Raw genomic sequence first — 16,115 nt, 5'->3', positions numbered from 1 at the left:
TTTGCCGGGTGTTCCCCGGAGGTGAATGGGGTCGGGCACCCCCAAGTGTGGTGTTGTCTTTCGACAGCGCCACGTTCCTGCAAGAAATTCGGCTTACGCCTTGCGCTCGCCGCCCAGCGCCTCGGTGAGGTCGCTGAGCATGCCGGAGAGTTCGCCGGCCATCATGGTGAAATCGGCGTCGAAGCGCTCGTCTTCATCGTGCGCCGTGCCATCGGCCTGTTCCTTGATCACGTCGAGCGGGGCCACCTTCTTGACCACCAGCCCGTCGGTCAGCACGAACGACACCCGGTCGTTCCACGTCATCGCCAGGCGCGTGCAGCGCTTGCCGGCGGCGATATGGCGGCGCAGGTCTTCCGGGTCCAGCGGGTGGCGCACATAGCGCACGGTGGCCTTGCTTTCCGCGCCGGATTGCAACTCGATTTCCTGGTCGACGGTGAAGCCGCCCGGTGCCGCATCCCCGGCCAGCCATTCGGTCATGGCCGCCACCGGCGACTGGTTGACGTGCAGGTTGATCAGCGGCAGCGGATCCAGCGCCTTGAACAGCATGCCGCGCACTTCATCGGCCTTGGCCGTGGCGGCGGCGTCGATGGCAAGCCAGCCGTTGTCCGGGTCGATCCACACACGCGTGTCGCGGCGGATGCTGAAGGCGCGCGGCAGCAGTTCTTCGGTGACCTGCTCCTTCAGTTCCTTCATTTGCTTGCGGCCCGGCTTGTAGCCTTGCTGCTCTTCGACTTCCGCGGCGCGGGCGCGCGTGACCTGGTTGACCACGGTGGTGGGCAGCAGCTTCTTTTCGGTGCGCAGCGTCAGCAGCATCTGGCGGCCGACGGTATGGACCAGCTGGCCGTTGTCACGCGGCGAGGCCCAGCCCTGGGTCTGCATTTCGAGGCTGGTGCCGGGGAAGAAGGCGTGCTTCGCCAGGCTGGCTTCAACCTCGTCGGCGCTCAGCGACCACGGGGCGGAGAAACGATGGACCTGCAGATTCTTGAACCACATGGGAATTCGGCCAAAGGGACGAATTCTATCCTCTCGCGGCCCGCGGACGCGAAAAAGGAGGGCGCCGCGCAGCACGCAAGCCGCGCGGCGGTCACCGAAGGTCCGCCCTTACAGGTCGAGCTTGCTGATCTTGCTGCCCTCGAAGCTCAGGCCCGCCATCAGGCCGGCATTGGTCATGACGAAGCCGACGATGGGCTGCTGGCCGGTGTTGGTGTCCAGCACGCCGTTTGCGCCAATGGTGGCCACCGCCACAGTGGCATCGACGCCCGCGGTCCAGCCGCTGCTGCGCACGAACTTGTCGTAGGCATCCGGCGTCAGGAACATCAGGATCACGGCCTTGGACTGCGCACCGATCTGCCAGCCCACCGAGCCGGCGATCAGGCGGTAGTAGCCGCGCGTCGCGCCGCCCGAGCGCAGGGCACCGTCGCCATACTCGCCGCCGACGATAAAGCCCGCCGTCAGCGTCTTCGGGAACACCAGGATGCCGCGTGCTCGGTTGCCGAGCTCGCGCGAGCCCTTGACCGAGTCGTACAGGCGCGACAGCGTGCCGTCCACGCCGGAATCCAGCTCGCGCCGGCGGGCGGCCTTGTCGCTGGTGGCTTCGGGTTTGGTGGTGGTGCAGGCACCCAGGGCCAGGCTGCCAAGGGCCAGACCCGCGCTGGCCGAAAGGAAGGTTCGACGTTTCATCTCGTCTCCTTGGTGTTGTTGTCGTCTTTGAAGCATAGGCGCCGGAAGCACCCGGGCAAATGCCGGACCGCGCAGAGACGTTTCCATTTGTGACGAAGGTGGTGCCGGGGGGGCATTCGCGGCAAGAATAGTCAGTCTTGCGCCCGGAACGTCCCATGGCTGACACATGGGGGTGGCCAATGCGCCGTGACAGCATCATCCTTCCATGAAAAAACTCCTGACCGCCCTGCCGCTGGCCTTCCTGGCCGCGTGCGCTTCACATCCTTCGGGTTCTTCCAATGACGCCGGCGCCGCGGGTGCCGGATCGCAGTCGGCCGTCGACAGCAGCGGCTGGCAGGCGCTGCGCGCCAAATACATGGATTGCGCCCAGAAGAAGGCCAACGACAACCTGTCGGCCAAGGGCCAGCCCAAGGACGTGGCCAACCTGGCGCTGGCCGCGTGCGAGCCTGAACTGAACGCCATGCATGATTCCTTTCGCACCTACCTGGATGCGCAGATGTCGTCGTCGCACGGCAAGAGCAGCGCGCGCCAGGCAGCGGCGCGCGTGACCACCGATACGCGCGAAAAGGCGCGCAGCTACCTGGTGCGCTACGTTGAGCGCGAGCGCTACGTGGCCCGCGTACCCTGAGGGCACGCGCCCGGCAGCCTGGTCAGAGCATTTCCAGCGGGCCCGGGCCGTCGGGCGGCGGGAAGATGCGGTCGAGCTCGGCCAGCTGGGCGGCCGACAGCGTATGCGACAGCGCGCCCAGGTTCTCCTGCAGGCGCTCGCGCCGGCCGGTCTTGGGGATGGCGATGACGCCTTCCTGCGCCAGCAGCCAGGCCAGTGCCGCCTGTGCCGCCGTCATGCCGTGGTCGCGCGCAAAGCGCTTCAGCCCGGGGTTGCCCAACAGGCGCGACTGCTCGATCGGCGAATAGGCCATCACCGGCACGCCGCGCTGGCGCAGCCACGGCAGCAGGTCCCATTCGATGCCGCGCCGGCCCAGGTTGTACAGCAGCTGGTTGGTGGCCAGTCGGTCGCCGCCCGGCGCGTCCCACAACTCCTGCAGGTCGGACAGGTCCAGGTTGCTCACGCCCCAGCGGCGGATCTTGCCGTCGCGCTGCAACGCCTCCATGGCCTGCACGGTCTCTTCCAGCGGCACGCCGCCGCGCCAGTGCAATAAATAGAGGTCGATGCGGTCGGTGCGCAGCCGCTTCAGGCTGCGCTCGCAGGCCTGCACGGTGCCGCGCCGGCTGGCGTTGAAGGGATAGACCTTGCTGACGAGGAAGGCCTCGTCGCGGCGCCCAGCGATGGCCTCGCCGATCATTTCCTCGGACTGGCCCTCGCCATACATCTCGGCGGTATCGATCAGCCGCAGGCCAAGGTCCAGGCCCAGGCGCAGCGTGGCGACTTCCTCGGCGCGCGCTGCGCGCGACTCGCCCATATTCCACGTTCCCATGCCGAGCGCCGGGACGCGCTCGCCGTCGGGCAGGGTGACTTGCTTCATGTTGGCTTCCTGGTTTGCCGGGCCGGTGCCCGGCGGCACCCAACCACACTGTTAACAACACCTGGAATGTACAAGCCGCGTGGGCCGGGATTGCTTCAGACCAGTCCGGTCAGAAAATACACGGCGATGACGAAGAACACCGCGGCGGTCTTAATCATTGTGACGGCGAAGATATCGCGGTAGGACTCGCGGTGGGTCAGGCCGGTCACCGCCAGCAGCGTGATCACGGCGCCGTTGTGCGGCAGCGTATCCATGCCGCCGCTGGCCATCGACACCACGCGGTGCAGTACTTCCAGCGGGATCTGCATGGCCTGCGCGCCCGCGATAAAGGTCTGCGACATCGCCGCCAGCGCAATGCTCATGCCGCCCGAGGCCGAGCCGGTGATGCCGGCCAGCGTGCTGACCGAGACCGCGGCATTGACCAGCGGGTTGGGGATCGCGCGCAGCGCGTCGCTGACCACCAGGAAGCCGGGCAGGGCGGCGATGACCCCTCCGAAGCCGTATTCCGATGCCGTGTTCATCGACGCCAGCAGCGCGCCGCCGACGGCGCCCTTGGTGCCCTCGGCAAAGCGCTCGCGCAGGGCGCCGAAGGCGGTCACCAGCACCACGGCGATGCCCAGCAGCAGCGCGCCTTCCACTGCCCAGATCGCGGTCACGCTGGCGATCTTGGTTTCCACCGGCTTGGGCAGGCCCGGCAGCGCCACGCTGTTGGAAGGGCCGTACCAGAGCGGGATCATCCGCGTCAGCCAGAAGTTGGCCACGCCCACCACCACCAGCGGCAGCAGCGCCAGCAGCGGGTGCGGCAGCTTGCCGGACTGGCTGCGCTCGGGCTCGTTGCGCAGGTTGGTGCCGTAGCCTTCGCCACGCGCGGCGGCGCCGCGGCGGCGCCATTCCAGGTAGCTCAGGCCCACCACCAGGATAAACAGCGAGCCGGCCACGCCCAGCACCGGTGCGGCCCAGGAGGTGGTGTTGAAGAAGTTGGTGGGGATGATGTTCTGGATCTGCGGCGTGCCCGGCAGCGAATCCATGGTGAACGAGAACGCGCCCAGCGCGATCGCGCCCGGCATCAGCCGCTTGGGGATGTTGCTCTGGCGGTACAGCTCGGCCGCGAACGGATAGACCGCGAACACCACCACGAATAGCGACACGCCGCCATAGGTCAGCAGCGCGCACACTGTGACGATCACCGCGTTGGCGCGCGAGCGCCCGATATAGCGGATCGCTGCGGCGACGATGGACTCGGAGAAGCCGGACAGCTCAACTACCTTGCCGAATACCGCGCCTAATAGGAACACGGGGAAATACAGCTTCACGAAGCCGACCATCTTCTCCATGAAGATGCCGGTGAACACCGGTGCGACCGCGGACGGGTCGGTCAGCAGCACCGCGCCCAGCGCGGCGATGGGCGCGAACAGGATCACGCTGTAGCCGCGGTACGCGGCGAACATCAGAAAGGCAAGGGCTGCCAGCACGATCAGAAACGACATCGGATCTCCTTCAGGGTTGCCTTGTCCTGAGGTGCGGTCCGTTTGCCGCGCGGGGGCTGGCGCTTGTGGCGCCTTGTCTCTGTCAGTCCGTCAGGAAAAGGGATCAGCGGGCGACTGTGCCACAGCTTGGCCCGCGGCGAAACCTCTGGTCTCGCCGCGGGGCACTGGGATGACAGCGGCCGGCATGAAGGCGATGCGCTGTTTCAGCCGTGCTGGTGGCGATACTCCTGCGTGCGCCCGCCGTAGCCATAGGCCGCTGCGCGGGCGTCGATCACGTGCACGTACGACACCGGATGCAGCTTGCCCAGCAGCCCCGACATGGTCTCGAACACGGCCTCGATGAACTGCGCTTTCTCCGCCTTGGTGTTGGTTTCATCGGTCACGCTGATGTCCAGGTGGAAGGCGTTGCGGCCCTGCTCCGACAGCGGCATGTCGGCGATGATCCAGCTGTCGTGCGGGATGTACTGGACCGTGACGGCAATCACGTCGCGCTTCTTGCCGAGCACGCGCTCGGTCAGGTCGGCGATCGCCCTGGCGCTGCGGCGGGTGAGGGCGGCATCGGGTTGGCCGGACAGGTGCAGGACGATGTGGGGCATGGCTGGCTCCTTGCTTTTGCGTGGGTGGGTGATGCCATGGTAGGGGGTGGTGTAGTATCGGAAAAGCGGGAATAGCCGATGTGGACCATCGGGTTATCCGAAGTAATGCCACCCTTGCCGGAGCCTTGCCATGCGTGGATTCGAAACCGACCAGTTGCGCACCTTTGTCACGGTCGCGGACAGCGGCAGCCTGTCAGCGGCGGCGCCCAGACTGTTCCTGTCGCAGTCCTCGGTCAGCGAGCAGCTGCGCAAGCTGGAGGAGCGCGCCGGCGTGCCGCTGCTGTCGCGCGGACGGCATGGCGCGGTGCCGACGCCGGCGGGGGAGCGGCTGCTGGAACACGCGCGGCGTATCCTGGCGCTGAACGAGCTGGCCCTGCAGGAGCTGCGCGGCCACGCGCTGGCGGGCGAACTGCGGCTGGCCGTGACCGATTACTTCCGCCCGGGCGAGATCGCCGGCATGCTGCGGCGCCTGCGCGAGCGCTACCCGTACCTGCGGCTGCACGTGACGGTGATGAAGAGCGCGGCAATCGATGCCGCCGCGGAGATGGACACCTTCGATATCGGCCTCAGCATGCGCCTGCCCGGCACGCGCGGGCAGGGTGCGGGCACGCGCGGCACGGTGCTGCGGCGCGAGCCGCTGGCCTGGGTCGCCGCGCCGGCCGAGGCCGACAGCCTGCCCGCCACGCTGCCGCTGGTGCTGCTGCCCGATACCTGCTCGCTGCATCAGTACGTGGTGCAGCTGTTGCTGCGCAAGCGGCTGCCATTCGAGGTTGCGCACTCGGCGTCGGGCGTCGCGGGGCTGCACCTGGCGCTGGCGGCGGGGCTGGGGTTGTCGTGCCTGAATGCGTCGGCGATCGGCCCCGGCGTGGCACCGCTGGATGCCGCCACCATTGCGCGGTTGGGCCTGCCGCGACTGCCGGAGGCGGAGTTTTTCCTGTTGCCGGGCCGGCGCGGTGAGTCAGCCTTTGTTGCTGAGGCGCGCGATGCCCTTGCCGGGCAGCTGGTGTAGGAAATGCGTTGCAGAAGTTCGGGACCCGCCACAGAAATGGCCGTGCCAGCCATGGTTGTGATCAATGCAACATATATTGACCACGAATAGGAATAATTCGCAATCTCGTTGACCCTGACAATCCTGTAATCGATAATGCGCCCGCGTTTTCAAAACTATTACAGCCGATTACACGGAAATGAGAATAAAACTTCACCCGATCTGTGCCGCGGTGGCGGGGAGCTTCGTATTTCAACCGATGCTGGGGTGGGCCCAGGCCGCGCCAGACGCTTCGGCGCAGTTGCCTGAGGTCACGGTCAGGGCCGATGTCAGCCGCGAGCTTGGCACCGGCTATAACCCGCCCAATGCGGTCAGCGCGACCAAGACCGAGGCGCCGCTGCGCGACATCCCACAGACCGTCAATGTGGTCACCGGTGATGTCATGCGCGACCAGCACGCCACTTCGATGCAGGATGCGCTGAAGAACGTGCCGGGCGTGTCGTTCTCCACCGGCGATGGCCAGCGCGACCAGGTGTCGATCCGCGGCTTTTCCGCCATCGCCGACCAGTTCGTCGACGGCATCCGCGACGATGCGCTGTACTTCCGCGACCTGTCCAACGTCGACCGCGTCGAAGTCATCAAGGGGCCGGCAGCGGTGCTGTACGGCCGCGGTTCGTCGGGTGGCCTGATCAACCGCGTGACCAAGAAGCCCGGCATCGACGTCACCGACTTCGCGCTTAGCTACGGCATGTGGGCCGACCGCCGCGCCGAGGCCGACGTGGGCCGCGTGTTCGCCGACGGCGCCGCCGCTTTCCGCGTGACCGGTGCGGTGGAGAAGGCCAACAGCTACCGCTCACAGCAGTTCCTGGACCGTGCCGCCGTGGCGCCGTCCCTGGAACTGCGCATCGCGCCAGAGACCACCGTGCTGCTGCAGGCCGACTACCTCGAAGACCGCCGCGTGACGGACTTCGGCGTCCCGGCCTACAAGGGGCGCCCGGTAGACGTGCCGGCCTCGCGCTACTACGGCGCGGCCAATGCGCGCGACGCCGACTATAGCCAGTCGCGTGTGTACTCGGGCACTGCCACGATCAACCATCGCTTCAACGACGACTGGTCGATCCGTAACGCCACGCGGTACTACCACTACTCGCTGGATCGCAATAACACGCTGACCAGCGCGGTCAACGAGGTGACACAGCGGCTGACGATGTCGCACTCCAACGTCTACCGCGAGGAGCACGGCTGGTTCAACCAGACGGACCTGACGCAGAAGGCGACGATCTTCGGTACCAGGCACGAAATCCTGTACGGGATGGAGATCGGCCAGCAGAACAAGGATCTCGTCAATTTCTCCAAGGCCGTGCCAGGCACCTTCGATCTGTTCAACCCGGTACTGCCGACGCTGCCGCGCCTGGTCGGTGGCACGCCTGCCACGAGCAACCTGGCTACCGCCAAGACCCTGGCGTTCTACACGCAGGACATGATCACCTTTACCGAGCAGTGGAAGGCGCTGTTCGGCGTGCGTTACGACAACTTCCAGCAGGACACCAACCAGCGCCTGGCTGGCCAGAAGAACCTGTCGCGCACCGACAATGCCTGGAGCCCGCGTGCGGGCCTGGTCTGGCAGCCGTCGAAGGTGCAGTCGTATTACGTGTCGTGGAGCCGGTCGTTCCAGCCCTCGGGTGAGACCTTCGCGCTGGCCGCCAACAACGCCGAACTGGCACCAGAGACGACCAACAATGCCGAAGTCGGCGCCAAGTACGACTGGCTCGACGGCAAGGCGAGCACGACGATTTCCGTGTTCCGGCTGGAACGGAACAATATGAAGATAGCCAATGCCACCGGCACGGCGCTGATTCCGGTTGGCGAGCAGCGCACGGACGGCATCGAGCTGAGCGGCGCCGCGGAGCTCGGCAGCGGCTGGCGCGTGCTGGCCGGCTATGCCTACCTGGATGCAGTGGTGACCAAGTCGACCCCCTTGTTCCAGGGCAAGCGTGCCACGCTGACGCCTCGCCACTCCGGCAACGTCTGGCTGACCAAGACGCTGGGCAACGGCTTTGGCATCGGCGGCGGCCTGAACCTGGTCGGCGCCCGCATGGCCGATCAGGCCAATACCGTCACGCTCCCGGGCTATGTCACGGCGGACATGATGGCCTGGTACCGCCATGGTCCGTTCGAGGCGCAGTTGAACCTGTACAACCTGTTCAACAAGAACTACATCGTCTCGGCGCATGGTTCGAATGCCAACCTGAACATGCCGGGTGCCCCGCGCAGCGTGATGGCCACCCTGCGCTACCGGATGTAAAGCGCAGCATCGTGGACAAAAAAACCGGGCGGTGATGAACCGCCCGGTTTTTTTTCGACTGCCATTTCTCCTTCGGCTGGGCACGCAGCGGCATGCCCCGGAGAAACCCTGAGTCCTGTGCCGCGCCGGCAGGGTCAGTGGTCGCGTTCCCAGGTCTGGGTGCGGCCGATCAGGCTGATGCCGATGAAGCCGCGCACGTTGAGCTTGTTGCCGTCCTCGGCCAGCGACATCTTGCTCTTGTAGACCTTGCCGTTCTCCGGATCCAGGATCTCGCCGCCGCTCCACTCGTTGTCGCCGGTCTTGCGCAGGCCGGAGAGGATGGTCATGCCGATGACGGGCTGGTCCTTGCGTGCGTCGGTGCACTTGTCGCACACGCGCGGCTTGCCGTCGCTCTCGACGAAGGTCTTGACCAGGCGTCCGCTGAAGACGCCGCTCTTCTCGGTGATCTCCACCAGCCCGCGCGGCTTGCCGGTGTTGTCGTCGATGGTCTTCCACGTGCCGCTGGGCGTGGCCTGCGCCATCGCCGCGGCGCTGCCGAGCAGGGTGGCGGCAAGCACGGCGGCGCGCAGGGTCGAAGCAAGGGGGGAATGGATGCGCATGATGTCTCCTTTGAGGTTCGTAGCCACGCCAATCTACTGGCGCCGGGGCCGCGCCGCAATCCGGCGCGGCGCGGCGCGCGCCTTTCCGCCGCCATCGCCCGCTACCCGAAAAGCCGCATGCAGCTGCCGTTTGCGGGTTATTGTGATGCAGCAAAAGACACCGGCGGGCGGGCGCTGAAGCAATCCTCTAAGCGGACGTACGACGCGCTGCCGGCAGGGCGAGGCGAGTGGTGCGGCGAGCGGCGAGGGTGAGAGCGCGAACACGCGAGGCACGGCGCGCGCGATCCGGATCGCACGGCAAGCGCGCGGATCGAACACGCATGCCGATGACTTGATCGAAGCGTCTGCCGAAGTGTTGCCGCGATGCTTCGCGAGCGTCGCGGCTTGGCTCGATCGCAACGCTTTGATGCCCTCGCGATGTCTTCGCGCTGTTGCGTCGATGCAAACCGTTGCGTGCACGCATCACTCTCGGACGGTGTGTGCGACGCTGTCGCGCGAAGCGCGAGGCGAGCATGAGCGAGGCTCGCTCGCATGGCGGCGCGTGCGTGCGCTGCCGAGTGTGTAAAGCATGCAGGGCGTCTGCCGCACAACGCGGCGCGCGCGTGTTCTGGAACGTGTCCGCACCAGTCGACGGCTGCCGCACGCGTATCGGTGCATCGCCCGCAAAGCCTTTGTCCATGCGGCTTTTCGGAAAACGTGATGACACGCGCAGCGTCGTTGCGCAGTCGTCAGGCGCGCGTTGCGATGCTGGTCGTCAGCGTCTGTCGCGGTGTGTAAAAGCTGCGATGCGCGGTGCGTGCGATGGGGTGTCGCGCTGCCTGTGCGAGCGTGCGAAACGAGCATCGGCACCAGCGTGCGAGCGACGCGTTGCGATGCTATCGGCAACGTCTTCGTGACACCGCGCGTGAGAACTAGTTCGAGCGAAACATGCAGGCAAGTTTTTTTGCACTTTTTTCTTAACATCATCGTGCAAACGAATTATGATTCGCCTTGACAAGAGTCTCACTTCATTGCAGAGAAGCAGGAAGCAAGATGGAACGACGAGCGCGATGCGCGCTTCGATGCAGTGACGAAGGTAGTAGCTGAGGAGCACGAGAACTTTGACGCAGACCAGGCCGGACCGGCTTCTTAAAACGCGTGCAGTCTCCCTTGGTCCATTAACGGGTTGGACCCGCTACCACCGAATGAATGCCGCCTGCCGTGCGCGAGGCCAAGCCCGCACCGCAGGCCAGCTGTCCGATATCTCCTCATTTCTGGCCGTGCGCCGGCTCAACGGGCGGTGCGGGCTGATCGAATATTCCAGGGCGCGGCACGTGCCCGAGACCCGCTTGCGGGCTCGCTCCGGCCGCCAAGTCACCGCCACGGGCGGTGCGCCTGCAACCAAATTCATTAGCGTGCAGCAGTGGTCGGGCCGCACGCCGATGAATCGCTCGCTCGACTGGGGCCGCGCTGCTGTAGTGCGCCTCGGGTCGGTCGGGTCGCCAACTTAGGTCATTCGATATTCACTCTCTAGTGAAGGAGTTATCCATGGCAACTGCTGCAAAGAAAAAGCCGGCGGCTAAGAAGGCCGCCAAGCCGGCCGCCAAGAAGGCTGCTGTGAAGAAGGTAGCCGCCAAGAAGGCAGCACCGGCCGCCAAGAAGGCACCGGCCAAGAAGGCCGCTGTGAAGAAGGTCGCAGCCAAGAAGGCTGCACCGGCCAAGAAGGCAGCCGCCAAGAAGGCCCCGGCCAAGAAGGCTGCGGTGAAGAAGGTAGCCGCCAAGAAGGTCGCGACCAAGAAGGTTGCAGCCAAGAAGGCTCCGGCCAAGAAGGCTGCAGTGAAGAAGGTTGCCGCCAAGAAGGTCGTGGCCAAGAAGGCTGTCGCCAAGAAGGCTGTCGCCAAGAAGGCTCCGGCCAAGAAGGCTGCAGTGAAGAAGGTTGCTGCCAAGAAGGCTGCCGCCAAGAAGCCGGCTGCCAAGAAGGCTGCTGCCAAGAAGCCGGCTGCCAAGAAGGCTGCCGCCAAGCCTGCCGCGGCCCCTGCCGTTGCTCCCGCTTCGGCTGCCAAGACCGCGCTGAACCCGGCTGCTGCCTGGCCGTTCCCGACGGGCAACCGTCCGTAAGCTGCTCCGCCACGGAGTGGACCTTACGCGTTCCGCAAGGAACCGCACCGGCACGCAGCGCGTGCCCGCATGACCGGATACTGCGTATCCGGTCCGCAAGACACCAGGTCTTGCCGACCCGCCGATGGCATCCGCCCGGCGGGTTTTTTCATGGGCGCGCGCCGCGTGCGGGAGCGGTCCGCCACTGTTACGGAATTGCAAAGCCGAAAAGAAAATGCGCCGCGACCCTTGCGGGTGCGGCGCGCTTTGCTGCGCCCCGGGGCGGCCCTGCGGGGCCGCGAGGGCTCAGTGCGTGACCCGGGTCACGCCGCCCGAGGACAGCAGCCGTACGCGCTCGCCGGGGCGGAAGGCTTCGTCGGCCTCCTGCGTGATCGCACGCATCTCGCCGTTCTCCAGGCGCACGGTGATTTCCAGCCCGCGGCGCTGGTTGATCTTGTTCTCGGCCGCGCTGCCGGCAATGCCACCGAGCACCGCGCCGAGGATCCCGGCCGCCACCGCGCCGTTGCCGCCGCCGATGGTGCTGCCGGCGGCAATGCCGCCGATGGCACCGCCCGCCAGCGTGCCGGCGCCGCTCTGGTTACCCTGGATGGTGACCTCGCGGATGCCTTCGACCACGCCGTAGCGCACGGTCTGTTCGCGCTGCGCCTGGCCCGTGCCATAGACGCTGTTGGAGTTGGATTGCGTAGCGCAGCCGGCAACCAGGGCGGTGACGGCAAGGACGGCAACGGCACCGCCACGTAGCTTGTTGTTCATGTCGTTTCCCGAAAAAAAGCCACGCGCTGGCCGCAGGTCAGGCGTAGCGGTACCCGAATGCAGACTGGAACCGGTTGCCGATTTCCTCGCGCGACAACCAGTGGTTCTGCGGACCCTGTTGCGCGATCTTGACCGAACCCATCAGCGATGCCAGGCGGCCAGTCGTTTCCCAGTCTAATCCGTTTTCAATGCCGTAAAGCAGGCCGCCACGGAAGGCGTCGCCACACCCGGTCGGGTCCACGATGCGCTCGGCAGCAACGGCCGGGATCGCGTACTGGTGACCATCGGCAAAGATGCTGGCGCCGCGCTCGCCGTGCGTGACGATGAAGGCACGAACCTTGGCGGCAACCTCGGCGCTGGTCCAGGCGGTTCGGGACAGCAGGACCTGCGCCTCGTAGTCATTGACTGTCACGTAACTGGCGAGTTCAACGAACTCGCGCAGGTCTTCCCCGTTGAACAGGGGCATGGCCTGACCCAGGTCAAAGATGAATGGCACGCCGGCCTCGGCGAACTGGCGCGCGTGGTGCAGCATGCCCTCGCGGCTGTCGGGCGCGACGATGCCCAGGCCCGGCGCGCTGGCGCCGCCCAGCGCATCCTTGACGTTGTTCAGCTGCGACTGGCTCATCGCGCCAGGGTGGAAGGCGGTGATCTGGTTGTTGTCCAGGTCGGTGGTGATCATCGCCTGCGCGGTGAAGGTCTCAGGCAGGACGCGGATGTGGCCGGTGGCGATCTCCAGCTTGCGCAGGTAGTCCAGGTAGGGTTCGGCATCGGTGCCGACGGTGGCCATCACCACGGGATCGCCGCCCAGCATCTTCAGCGTGTAGGCGATGTTGCCGGCGCAGCCGCCGAACTCGCGGCGCATGCCGGGCACCAGGAACGAGACGTTCAGCATGTGGATCTGGTCCGGCAGGATGTGTTCACGGAAGCGTCCGTCGAACGTCATGATGGTGTCGTAGGCGACGGAGCCGCAGATCAGGCTGGCCATGCTCTCTCCAGGTGTTTGGGATGATTGAGTGGAACGGAGCCCTTGCGGGCGATATCGGTCAGGCAGAAAACAAAAAAGCGGCCGCCCCGGGATGCGGGCGGCCGCTGCCGTCCGGGAACCCGAGGGTTCCCGGGCGTGCCGCTGATTACTTCAGAGCGGCCAGGGCGGCGTCGTAATCCGGCTCGGTCTTGATTTCCGGCACCAGCTGGCTGTACTTGACGGTGTCGTTCTCGTCGAGCACCACCACGGCACGGGCGGTCACGCCGGCCAGCGGGCCGGTCTTGATGTCCACGCCGTAGTTGCCCTTGAACTCGGCGCCGCGCATGGTCGACAGCGGCACTACGTTGGCCAGGCCTTCAGCGGTGCAGAAGCGGCCCATGGCGAACGGCAGGTCGGCCGAGATCGTCAGCACCACGGTGTTGGCGAGGCCGCTGGCGGCTTCATTGAACTTGCGCGCGGAGGCCTGGCACACCGGGGTATCCAGGCTCGGGACGATGTTCAGCACCTTGCGCTTGCCGGCGAAGTCGGCCAGCGTGACGTCCTTCAGGTCCTTGCCGACCAGCGAGAAGGCGGGGGCCTTGTCGCCGGCTTGCGGGAACTTGCCTGCGACTTCGATGGCGTTGCCGCCGAGGGTGACGTTGCTCATGTCTACTCCTTGTTGTCTGATGGATTTCCGGTTCGTGTCCGGAGCGGGGGGCGCGGCCTGCCGCCGGACTCGGATTGGGTCCGGCGGCGGGCCGGGAATTCAGGGGTAAAAAATCAGCACGCGATAGTTGGCTGGCGCCTGCTGCGTTCGGAATCGTACCCGAACCGGCAGCTCCGTGCCCGCGCGAAGACCCTGCGCGGCAAAGGCCTTCTGCGACGGCTCCAGGTACTCCGCGGGTTGCAGCACCCGGCGCAGCAGCAGCTGGTCCTGCAGGTCGGTCATCACCAGCTCGATCGCGGGCAGGGCGGTGCTGGCGCGGCCCAGGTTGCGCAGCGTGACCGCCAGCAGGTAGGTGTCGCCGTCTTCATCCTGGCGCTGCAGCTGCGAGGTCTCTATGCGCAGCGCATCGATGTCGCGCCACGGCGGCACGTCGCAGCCCAGCGGCGCGCAAGCGGCCTCGAGTGCCGGGCGCAGCATCGGGAACTGGCCGGCCAGCTGGCTGCGTGCCAGGTAGACCACTTGCACGGCCGCGGCGATGGCAAGCACCACGGCGGCCACGCGCCAGGCGGAGCGCGGCACGGCCACTGGCTTGCGGGGCTGGCGTTCGCGCTCGCGCTCACGCGCATGGCGCAGGAAGTCGGGGGCGAAGACCGGGCCGGTTGGTGCTTCGGTGCGCGCCCAGCGGCGCGTGGTCTGCTCGCGAGCGACGGCGCCGCCGGTGACGCTGAAGGGCTGGCCGGTGTCGGGGCCGGGGGCGTTGTCGTTGTCACCAACGGTGGGTGAGGCGGGTGGGGCGGCGGGGCGGGCCGATGCCTCATCCGGCCACGCGGTCGGCTCGGACCCGGCATCGGCTGACGCCGCGCGCAGGAACTCGCTTGCGCTGGGGATGTTGGCAGCGGGTGCCACTGGCGCGGGCTCGGCGTCGGCGGGTTGCGGCGCTGCCGGTGCCGCCGCAGAAGTCGGGGATGCCGCCGGTGCGGCCGGGGTATCGAGCGCGCCGTGATCGAGTACCGGCCAGGCCGACGCAGGGGCCGGCTGTGGCGGCGTATCCTCGGCTTGCTCCGGTGCCGTGACGGGGGCGGGCCCTGCCGCATCCGGGCCGGCAGCCTGGCGTTCTGCGTCGCGTGCATCGCGATGGGCGACGGCTTCGTTGGCTTCGCGCAGCGCCTGATCGATCTCGGTGTCTTCCATGCCGGCGGGTGCCGGCATGGCCATGTCCTCCGGCGACGACATCAGCATCGTCGGCGCGTCCAGCGCCGGCACGTCATAGCCGGGGTCGATGGTCGGGGTGAAGGCAGGCTGCGGCGCAGGCGCGGCGTCAGCCGATGCGGGCGGCGCCGAGGGGGCGGCAGGCGCGGCCGGTGAAGTTGCCGCAGATGGCGCCGATGATGCCGAGGACGCAGCGTCGGTCGGCAGCGGAATCTCGATCAGGTGCTCGCGCGCGTCGAACACCGTTTCGCACTGGCCGCAGCGCACCAGGCCCTGGCGCAGGCGCAACTGGTCCGCGACCAGCCGGAAGGCGGTGCGGCAGGCCGGGCAGCGCGTGACTAGCTTGACGGCGGCCATCGGTGTGAATCAGGGGCGGGTGCCGCGGGTGCCATGCAGGCACACCCAGCCTTCCTCGCTGCGCCACACCGTCAGCGGCAGCCAGGGCGCGTAGGCCGCGGCGACTTCATCCGCCTGGCGCTCCAGCACGCCGGACAGCACCAGCCGTCCGCCGGCGCGCACGCGCGCGCTCAGCATGGCGGCCATCAGCTTGAGCGGATTGGACAGGATATTGGCGACCACCAGGTCGTAGCTGGCCTCGGATACCGATTCGGGAAGCGCGAACGAGGCTTCCACCCGGTTGCGCTCGGCGTTGTAGCGCGACGCTTCCACTGCGTTGGGATCGATGTCGATGCCGACGGTGTCGCCCGCGCCCAGCTTGCGCGCCACGATGGCCAGGATGCCGGAGCCGCAGCCGTAGTCGAGCACGGTCTCGCCCGGCTTCAGGTTCTGCTCCAGCCACTGCATGCACAGCCGCGTGGTGGGATGGCTGCCGGTGCCGAAGGCCAGGCCCGGGTCGAGTTCCAGCACCACGGCATCGGGCTCGGGTGCTTCGTGCCACGACGGCACCACCCAGATGCGCTCGCCGATGCGGATCGGCTCGAACTGGGATTGCGTCAGCCGCACCCAGTCCTGGTCCTCGACCGCGCGCAGCTGGTAGGCCGGCACCGGATCGATGCCAAGCTGGTTGGCGGCTGCCGCTACCACCACGGCCGGATCGGCATCGTCGCCGAACAGCGCCACCACGCGCGAGCGGTTCCACGCGAGTTGCTTCGGTTCCAGCCCGGGCTCGCCAAAGAGCGGCTGCTCGTCGGGCGTGTCGGCATCGGCATCTTCCACCGAGACCGACAGCGCGCCGAGGTCGAACAGGGCATCAGACCAGGCTTCGGCCTGGTCCTGCGCCACTTCGATCACACATTCCTGAAATGCCACGGGCTTCCTTGCTTGCT

The 16,115-nt window shown here is 66.9% G+C and carries 16 protein-coding genes; 5 read left to right on the top strand and 11 right to left on the bottom strand.

Annotated features, from left to right (window positions below):
* Window positions 1-93: 93 nt before the first annotated feature.
* Both AC1Q7H_RS03175 and AC1Q7H_RS03170 read right to left on the bottom strand, forming a co-directional pair.
* Window positions 94-993, bottom strand: coding sequence for a recombination-associated protein RdgC (locus tag AC1Q7H_RS03175; RefSeq protein ID WP_211980302.1), 900 nt, complete (start codon window positions 991-993; stop codon window positions 94-96).
* Window positions 994-1,101: 108 nt separating this feature from the next.
* A complete protein-coding gene (locus AC1Q7H_RS03170; RefSeq protein ID WP_211980301.1) occupies window positions 1,102-1,680 on the bottom strand; it encodes a BPSL1445 family SYLF domain-containing lipoprotein in 579 nt (192 codons plus the stop codon).
* Between the two features lie 205 nt (window positions 1,681-1,885).
* Between AC1Q7H_RS03170 and AC1Q7H_RS03165 the strand changes: the two genes are divergently transcribed.
* On the top strand, window positions 1,886-2,308 hold the full coding sequence (locus tag AC1Q7H_RS03165) for a hypothetical protein (RefSeq protein WP_211980300.1): 423 nt from the start codon (window positions 1,886-1,888) through the stop codon (window positions 2,306-2,308).
* Window positions 2,309-2,330: 22 nt separating this feature from the next.
* Here AC1Q7H_RS03165 and AC1Q7H_RS03160 read toward each other — a convergent pair whose 3' ends face one another.
* From AC1Q7H_RS03160 to AC1Q7H_RS03150, 3 genes are all read right to left on the bottom strand, one after another.
* A complete protein-coding gene (locus tag AC1Q7H_RS03160) occupies window positions 2,331-3,164 on the bottom strand; it encodes an aldo/keto reductase (RefSeq protein WP_211980299.1) in 834 nt (277 codons plus the stop codon).
* A 95-nt stretch (window positions 3,165-3,259) separates the two neighbouring features.
* A complete protein-coding gene (locus AC1Q7H_RS03155) occupies window positions 3,260-4,651 on the bottom strand; it encodes a GntP family permease (RefSeq protein ID WP_211980298.1) in 1,392 nt (463 codons plus the stop codon).
* 203 nt (window positions 4,652-4,854) lie between these two features.
* Window positions 4,855-5,247, bottom strand: a complete 393-nt coding sequence (locus AC1Q7H_RS03150) for a tautomerase family protein (RefSeq protein WP_013958008.1) — start codon at window positions 5,245-5,247, stop codon at window positions 4,855-4,857.
* A gap of 130 nt (window positions 5,248-5,377) precedes the next feature.
* Between AC1Q7H_RS03150 and AC1Q7H_RS03145 the strand changes: the two genes are divergently transcribed.
* Together AC1Q7H_RS03145 and AC1Q7H_RS03140 are read left to right on the top strand one after the other, a co-directional pair.
* The gene (locus tag AC1Q7H_RS03145) at window positions 5,378-6,256 is read left to right on the top strand and encodes a LysR family transcriptional regulator (RefSeq protein WP_013958007.1); all 879 of its coding nucleotides are present in this window, start codon (window positions 5,378-5,380) and stop codon (window positions 6,254-6,256) included.
* A gap of 178 nt (window positions 6,257-6,434) precedes the next feature.
* Window positions 6,435-8,540, top strand: coding sequence for a TonB-dependent receptor (locus tag AC1Q7H_RS03140; protein WP_492378443.1), 2,106 nt, complete (start codon window positions 6,435-6,437; stop codon window positions 8,538-8,540).
* A 134-nt stretch (window positions 8,541-8,674) separates the two neighbouring features.
* Here AC1Q7H_RS03140 and AC1Q7H_RS03135 read toward each other — a convergent pair whose 3' ends face one another.
* Complete coding sequence (locus tag AC1Q7H_RS03135) at window positions 8,675-9,139, bottom strand: DUF2147 domain-containing protein (RefSeq protein WP_013958005.1); 465 nt, start codon at window positions 9,137-9,139, stop codon at window positions 8,675-8,677.
* On the opposite strand from AC1Q7H_RS03135, the gene AC1Q7H_RS03130 reads away from it, so the two are divergent.
* On the top strand, window positions 9,128-9,391 hold the full coding sequence (locus tag AC1Q7H_RS03130) for a hypothetical protein (protein WP_492380949.1): 264 nt from the start codon (window positions 9,128-9,130) through the stop codon (window positions 9,389-9,391). The genes AC1Q7H_RS03135 and AC1Q7H_RS03130 overlap by 12 nt on opposite strands.
* A 1,275-nt stretch (window positions 9,392-10,666) precedes the next feature.
* Window positions 10,667-11,236, top strand: coding sequence for a histone H1-like DNA-binding protein (locus tag AC1Q7H_RS03125; RefSeq protein WP_153954198.1), 570 nt, complete (start codon window positions 10,667-10,669; stop codon window positions 11,234-11,236).
* Window positions 11,237-11,521: 285 nt separating this feature from the next.
* Here AC1Q7H_RS03125 and AC1Q7H_RS03120 read toward each other — a convergent pair whose 3' ends face one another.
* The 5 genes from AC1Q7H_RS03120 to prmA all read right to left on the bottom strand — a co-directional run bounded on the left by AC1Q7H_RS03120 (window position 11,522) and on the right by prmA (window position 16,098).
* On the bottom strand, window positions 11,522-11,989 hold the full coding sequence (locus AC1Q7H_RS03120) for an outer membrane lipoprotein (RefSeq protein ID WP_013958002.1): 468 nt from the start codon (window positions 11,987-11,989) through the stop codon (window positions 11,522-11,524).
* Between the two features lie 37 nt (window positions 11,990-12,026).
* Window positions 12,027-12,974 (bottom strand): carbohydrate kinase family protein, encoded by a 948-nt coding sequence (locus tag AC1Q7H_RS03115; RefSeq protein ID WP_211980295.1) that lies wholly within the window; start codon window positions 12,972-12,974, stop codon window positions 12,027-12,029.
* 145 nt (window positions 12,975-13,119) lie between these two features.
* Window positions 13,120-13,620 carry a thiol peroxidase gene (tpx, locus tag AC1Q7H_RS03110; protein ID WP_013958000.1) on the bottom strand — a complete coding sequence of 167 codons (501 nt, stop codon included), beginning with the start codon at window positions 13,618-13,620 and terminating at the stop codon, window positions 13,120-13,122.
* Between the two features lie 99 nt (window positions 13,621-13,719).
* Entirely contained in the window at window positions 13,720-15,186 is a 1,467-nt protein-coding gene (locus AC1Q7H_RS03105) for a DUF3426 domain-containing protein (RefSeq protein ID WP_492378445.1), read from the bottom strand.
* A 9-nt stretch (window positions 15,187-15,195) separates the two neighbouring features.
* On the bottom strand, window positions 15,196-16,098 hold the full coding sequence (gene prmA, locus AC1Q7H_RS03100; RefSeq protein WP_013957998.1) for a 50S ribosomal protein L11 methyltransferase: 903 nt from the start codon (window positions 16,096-16,098) through the stop codon (window positions 15,196-15,198).
* Window positions 16,099-16,115: the final 17 nt, after the last annotated feature.

The organism is Cupriavidus sp. GW823-FHT06D04 (assembly GCF_058795055.1).
The sequence above is the reverse complement of the archived record's forward strand: the minus strand, read 5'-3'. Positions and strand labels throughout refer to the sequence as shown.